Here is a 6,264-nt window from a genome sequence, read left to right as displayed (position 1 = left end):
TAAAAACATCAGGGTCTACAGTAAATGCGACAGATGGTATTAATGGATTTCGCTCTTTATTTGAGCTAATTTTTTTATTTGTTTTGACTTCACATCTCCAACGACAGCAATGATCAAATTATTAGCGCCATAAAATTTCTTAAAAAACGTCTTACCTTCAGCGCGTGTAATACTCTCCAAATCAGACATGTGGCCTACAACCGGCTCACTGTAGGGATGAGCCTTAAAAGCCGTTGCAACAAACTCTTCTAACAGACGGCCTATCGGATTACTCTCCGTACGCATACGGCGTTCTTCCATTACGACTTCTTTTTCAGTGTAGAATTCACGCAAAACAGGATTGAGAAAACGATCCGATTCCAGCGAGAACCACAATTCGGTTTTATTGGATGGAAGACTGTAATAGTATCTTGTCCAATCCGAACTTGTCGACGCATTTAAACCAACACCGCCGGCACGTTCAATAGCCTCGCCAATTTCGTTGCTGACCACAAATTCTTTGGCTGTTTCCCTTGCCTCTTTAAAAGCTTTCTCTAATTCTGCCAGTTGACTGCTATCAGCTAGCGCCCCTTTATGGCGTTCACGACGAAGCTCCTCGAAAGCTGCATCGACTTTCTGCATTGCCTTAAGCTCTTCTTTTAAATCCTTGGTCCCAATCGTATTCGTACCTTTGAAAGCCATATGTTCGAAAACATGAGCCAGACCTGTGATCCCCTTTACTTCATCAACCGAACCCACATCAGCATAAGTATGGAATGACACAACCGGCGCTTCATGCCTCTCAACCACAATAAATCGAAGACCGTTGTCAAGAGTAAACTCTGTGACTTTTTTCTCAAACTCAGCCAAATTTTGTGCGTTTGCAGAAAAAGTAAACAACATCAGTGCCATAAAGACAACAATACCATTTCTCCTTTTTTTGCTGTTGTTACTGATTTTCATATAACCTCCCAATTAATGTGATCAATCTGAAATTATTTTGTTTGTTAATTTTGTTGGTAAGGAATTTTGGTAAGTGTAATAAATTTAAAATAAAATTACAATAGAATTTTTGTGATGAATACAAAATCAAACTAATCATAGAAAAACACTTTTGTCTGTGTGTATACATCCAGTTTTTTCCTTTGGCATTTTTGCAGATATTACTCATTTTATTATAACAACACTTAATTTTTAGAGCAGCCAAGGAAACTGTTCTACTTCAGCAATTCAATTAATACTCCTATTAATGAAAATGTTCAGTAACAACTTGTTAAACCACGACGTAATGAAATCATTCCTATCAACCAAATTCCATACAAAAATTCAATCGGAGGTTAATAATGGTTACATCCAACAAGAATGATCTAAAAAAGCAGATTTACCTTAAATCGATTACCACATTTTTCTTCGTTTCTATTCTATTTATTCTATCTTCAACATGTTTTTCCCAAGATCGCTTTCCAGGCAAAACCTGGATGCAATTCGCCAAACCTCAACTAGCTGGATGGTCAAATGAAAAATTAAAAGGCGCTAAAGCCTTCGCTGACTCGATTGGTTCTGCCGCGTTTATGCTGATATATGACGGCGCCGTTGTCACCACCTGGGGAGATATTGAACGACGTTACATGTGCCATTCGGTGCGAAAGAGCTTCCTAAGCGCTCTCTATGGCGTGCATGTTGGCGACGGCAACATCGATGTTAACAATACGCTGGCCGATCTCAATATCGATGATAAAGACATCCTCACTCCTGTTGAGAAACAGGCTAAAATTCTCGATTTGCTCAAAGCGCGCTCCGGAATTTATCACCCTGCGGCTTATGAAACAGCTGGGATGAAACGAATTCGTCCTAAAAGAGGAAGCCACATCCCAGGTACTTTCTGGTATTACAACAACTGGGATTTCAACACACTTGGATTCATCTTCGAAAAGGAGACCGGCAAAAAGATCTTCGAAGAATTTGATAATCGTATTGGCAAAGAAATTCAAATGCAGGATTACCGGGGCCGAGATGGTTATTATCATCTTGAACCGGAGAATTCTAATTATCGGGCCTATCCCTTCCGGATGTCGGCCCGGGATATGGCTCGATTTGGGCTTTTATATTTGAACAATGGCAATTGGAAAGGCAAACAAATTATTCCATCTTCATGGGTTAAAGAAACCTCAACTTCCTACTCCAAAGCTAGGGGCGATGATGGTTACGGTTACATGTGGTGGATTCTTGGCGGGGAGTTGAAACAATATGGCGCTTATACGGCCTACGGTGTAGGTACTCAGACCATTACAGTAATTCCCGGCCTAAACATCGTTTTTGTACATCGGGTGGACACGTATATCGGCGACCGGGTTCCTACACGAAGAATTCTTCAATTGCTGAAACGTCTGATCGATGCTAAAACCAGTGATGGGTCTGATCATCCCATATTGATGCAATTGCCGAAGATGCCGCCTCGCGTGGAAACTATCAAATTGTCCTCGACCGTGCTCAATCGTTATGCGAAAACCTACACCTATCCAAGCGGTAGAAGTGTTCAAGTCAAACTCACTCATGGTGGATTGATTGCAACGGTTGGTGGATTTGGCACATTTGGTCTAGAACCGCTTTCTGAAACGGAATTTTTAATGGAAGACGTACTGGACCACGTTTTCTTTCGGTCATCAACAGATGATAGCTCTCCAGGATTAATTTCCGAAAATTTCATTAACGCAGAAGGATACTTTCTGTTACGACAAGAAAAGATACCAAAGGCAATAGAGATATTTAAACTGAATGTGGTGTATTACCCTGAATCTTTCAATGTTTATGACAGTCTTGCAGAAGCGTACATGGCAAACGATGACAAAGAACTTTCGGTTAAAAACTACAAGCGATCGTTAAAATTGAATCCAGGGAACAATAACGCAGTGGAAATGCTGAAGAAGTTGAAGGATATGTAAAAAGAAATTATACCGACTAAAAGAGGTGATATGAAAAATCATTCAGCCACGGATTAACACTGAATCATCACCGAATCTAAAAAGAAATGAACACGTCATTCTGCTAGAATCAATTTTAAAAACAGCACTTACCATAGGCTAAAATTGATTTCCTTCGTCAGGTTCAGGACGCAGACTCCTGAATAAATAAATTACTCAACCAATTAATTGCTTTGGAAAATAAAATTATCTATTAAAATCGATGTATTGTTGGATTTGAGGAGTACAGCAGCACGGATTTTGAAGAAGGTCGGAGTTTTTCTGCATCAACACGGTTGATGCATTCCAAAAGTTTACAGCTGCACAAAATCAGGATTTCAGGCGGCTTAATATCTCAAGTCTTCTGGATGCTTTCATTGGAATGGTCTCGTACAAAATCAATCGGTTTTCATTATCCAGCAAAACCAGGGTGGTTTTTTCTACGCCGGATTGCTCGTATAATTCAACCCGATCCAAAATCATGGGATAGATTATACCCAGTTGATTGTGCCATAATTTCAACATTTGCAACTGGCGCTTTTCGCTTTCCCGGGGTTGTTTTTTCACAATAATAGAGACAGCTTCCTGTGGGAACTCCATTTCTTTTAGTGCATCACAAAAGGCCAGGAAATCCTGGAAGCAGAAATGGCAATTGAAGTCGGCCCGGTTAACCAATAAAATGATTTTAGATTTACTGCCGTTTGTCATTTTGGAATTAGAATAGGATTGAATGACTGAAAGATTTATAGGGGTTTGGCTTTTAGAGCCAAACAGGAGAGGCGGTTGCACCAGAACCAGGCTTGCCCAAAGAAAACTAACTAAAATAGAACTGTAAATCATTTTTTTCCGAAGAAATGATTTTGAAAAATCTACGGGTTTCTTTTGCTTTGGGCTTTTTAAAACCAGAAAAAGCGATAGATTGAGCAAGATAAAATCCACAATGACCTGGTGTGGCGCAGAAAGAGAAATTCCGATAAAAGCAAAGCATTTGCATTCCACGTCGATGTGCTGAAAAATAGCTGCCGTAAGAAAACAAATATACAAGCCTAATAGTAAGAAGACAATTTGGCTGATTTGCTTTTTATACAACCCTGACAACAGCCCGATACCGCACAGAATTTCTATTATGATTATATTAATGGCAAGGGTTACAATTAACTCCTGGGAAACCGGAACCAACTTTGAAATGGCATATGAGAAAGATGAAAAATCCGGAATTTTAGCCAGGCCTGTGGCAAGGAATAGTATGCCAAGAAAAAAGCGAATGATATTATATATTGAAAGTTTAAAATCCTTCATACTCAATTTTATATTTTTTTAATAGGGTACGATGCTCTGCGCTAGCATAAAGAAAGCCATGTTGGTCTATACGCATTAGTCTATCGCCTTCTGGTAATGTGAAACTAGTGAGCAGCTCCCCTTGATAATTTAAAACATATATCTCGCGACTAGCTGAATAATGGCCGCTTTGCACAAAGATATAACCGCGGTTGTTCAAAGCGATGCTATTGAAAATAAATTTGTCTGGCAAAAATGATAAAGCTTGACGATGGCTAGGAGTTAATGATTTCGCTTTTTTCAATCGTTTTGACATGTCCGTTATTGGTACATCATTTGGCAGACCCTCTATCGAAAACTTTTTTCTAAAATGACCATTCTTGTCTCTGATTTCTATTCTATTTAGATGATAAAACATTAGAATTATGTGATTTTCGTCAACAGCTATCTGAAAACGATTTAGCATAAAATATTCGTGCGGTTTATCAATTATTACGGATGATGTCTTTTCGAATTTAGTGTTGAAAAAAGAGAGATAAAGCAATACTTCCTTTGGTTCATATGAATTGGTAACACTGATCACTCTTTTTGTGTAACTGTCTACAACAAAGGTACTAAGAAGTAAACCAGGTAGATTTATTAGATACTCAAGTTTTGTGTTGAAAAGCTGTATCTTGCCTAAGCCATCTGCAACGTAGAGTGTGTCTTCCACTAAAATCACTGTAAAGGGTTCCATACTAAACTCACCAGGCCCTTGCCCACGTTGGCCAATTCTTTTAATTAGAGTTCCATCTTTATTATACTTACTAACACTAAATCCTTTAGAGTCAGCGACATAAAAAGTGCTATCATCTGCAATGCAAATGTCCTTGATACTATAGAATAGTTCGTTTTCGCTGCTACCTATTGTAAAGATTTCTTTGATTTGTATGATTTGGCCTTGGGAAAAATCAGGCATCGATAAGATCCAGAAGAGTGTTAATAGAATATATAAGATGTTAAATTTGTCAAATAACATTTGGATGCAAAATTGTCGATCTCTCAATTATCCTCTTTGCATTCCTCAATTTCAGCAAGATTTTTTTTCTTTTCCATAAAATACTTTAAGAGTTTACTTATGAAATTGCAAGTAAAATCTGTTGAGTGTTTATTCAGGATTTTGAGGAGTGCAGCAGGACGGATTTTGAAGAAGATCGGAGTGTTTGTTCTGCATCCACAAGTTTGATGGATGCCAAAGTAAAAGAAAGATTGATTTCATCGATCACAAAAACTACTTTGGAATGGCCGTAATAATTTGCTTATTTTAGGGAAATCAATGTTGAAAACCAACGAAGGATAATCTTCCTTAACCATGCCGTCAAGAAATATAAAAATTAATATTTCCGCATATATTGGAGTATTTCTAAGCTTTATATTGCTTAGTTGTTTATTGTTATTTTTCTCTCCCAAATTTGCAGAAATTAATTTTCTAAACAGTGAAACATTCATTTTCTTCGGACTTTTTACTGCGGCTGTGTTGCTGTGGCAGTTTTACCGGCAGCATGTTTTAGCCTATCTATTTCTGGCGCTGGGTATTTTGATTGGACTCTTTTTTGAGATTTCTCACAACATTATTGACAGCCAGTTAAACATCAACGCTTTGCCGGTTCAAAATTTGGGCACACGTTATTCAGCCCTGGGTCATAACCTGTTTTCTGTTTTCGTACTGATCAGCGCATTTCAAATGGAAAATATTATTGACTTTCGCAAGATCAGGAAAATCATAATTTGGAATTTATTATTTACAATAACGACAGTGGCTGTGGTTTTAGGGATTTATGGTTATTTGCTGCCAAGATTATCACCGGATTTCCTGAACCAATATTTAACCGCAGATGTTTTTCATTATCTGATGATGCCAATCCTTCTGGTTGCAGTTGTCAAATTTTATACAAATTTCCTGCAGACAAAACATAAAATTTATTTTTGGCTGGCTTCGGGGGCAGTCATGATCTTGTTCGGCTCGATTGCTGAAATTTTAAATCAAGTCAACGGCACTAACTTGTAT

5 protein-coding genes are annotated in these 6,264 nt (G+C 38.1%); 2 read left to right on the top strand and 3 right to left on the bottom strand.

Annotated features, from left to right (window positions below):
- Positions 1-39: 39 nt before the first annotated feature.
- Complete coding sequence (locus tag IIC38_19575) at positions 40-942, bottom strand: insulinase family protein (protein MCH8128123.1); 903 nt, start codon at positions 940-942, stop codon at positions 40-42.
- 380 nt (positions 943-1,322) lie between these two features.
- Between IIC38_19575 and IIC38_19570 the strand changes: the two genes are divergently transcribed.
- The gene (locus tag IIC38_19570; protein ID MCH8128122.1) at positions 1,323-2,921 is read left to right on the top strand and encodes a serine hydrolase; all 1,599 of its coding nucleotides are present in this window, start codon (positions 1,323-1,325) and stop codon (positions 2,919-2,921) included.
- Between the two features lie 348 nt (positions 2,922-3,269).
- Here IIC38_19570 and IIC38_19565 read toward each other — a convergent pair whose 3' ends face one another.
- A complete protein-coding gene (locus tag IIC38_19565) occupies positions 3,270-4,238 on the bottom strand; it encodes a DoxX family membrane protein (GenBank protein MCH8128121.1) in 969 nt (322 codons plus the stop codon).
- On the bottom strand, positions 4,225-5,175 hold the full coding sequence (locus tag IIC38_19560) for a 6-bladed beta-propeller (GenBank protein ID MCH8128120.1): 951 nt from the start codon (positions 5,173-5,175) through the stop codon (positions 4,225-4,227). Before IIC38_19560 ends, IIC38_19565 begins: the two co-directional genes overlap by 14 nt.
- A gap of 393 nt (positions 5,176-5,568) precedes the next feature.
- Between IIC38_19560 and IIC38_19555 the strand changes: the two genes are divergently transcribed.
- The coding region (locus tag IIC38_19555) for a hypothetical protein (protein MCH8128119.1) at positions 5,569-6,264 on the top strand (696 nt) is incomplete at its 3' end.

It is taken from the genome of candidate division KSB1 bacterium, assembly GCA_022566355.1.
In the GTDB taxonomy this organism is placed as follows: Bacteria; Zhuqueibacterota; JdFR-76; order JdFR-76; family DREG01; genus JADFJB01.
Note: the sequence above shows the minus strand (reverse complement) of the source record. Positions and strands in the feature narration are given on the sequence as shown.

Coding starts and splice junctions, on each gene's coding strand:
- IIC38_19575 (MCH8128123.1), bottom strand. CDS start 942: ATGAAAATCAGTAACAACAGCAAAAAAAGGAGAAATGGTATTGTTGTC.
- IIC38_19570 (MCH8128122.1), top strand. CDS start 1,323: ATGGTTACATCCAACAAGAATGATCTAAAAAAGCAGATTTACCTTAAA.
- IIC38_19565 (MCH8128121.1), bottom strand. CDS start 4,238: ATGAAGGATTTTAAACTTTCAATATATAATATCATTCGCTTTTTTCTT.
- IIC38_19560 (MCH8128120.1), bottom strand. CDS start 5,175: ATGCCTGATTTTTCCCAAGGCCAAATCATACAAATCAAAGAAATCTTT.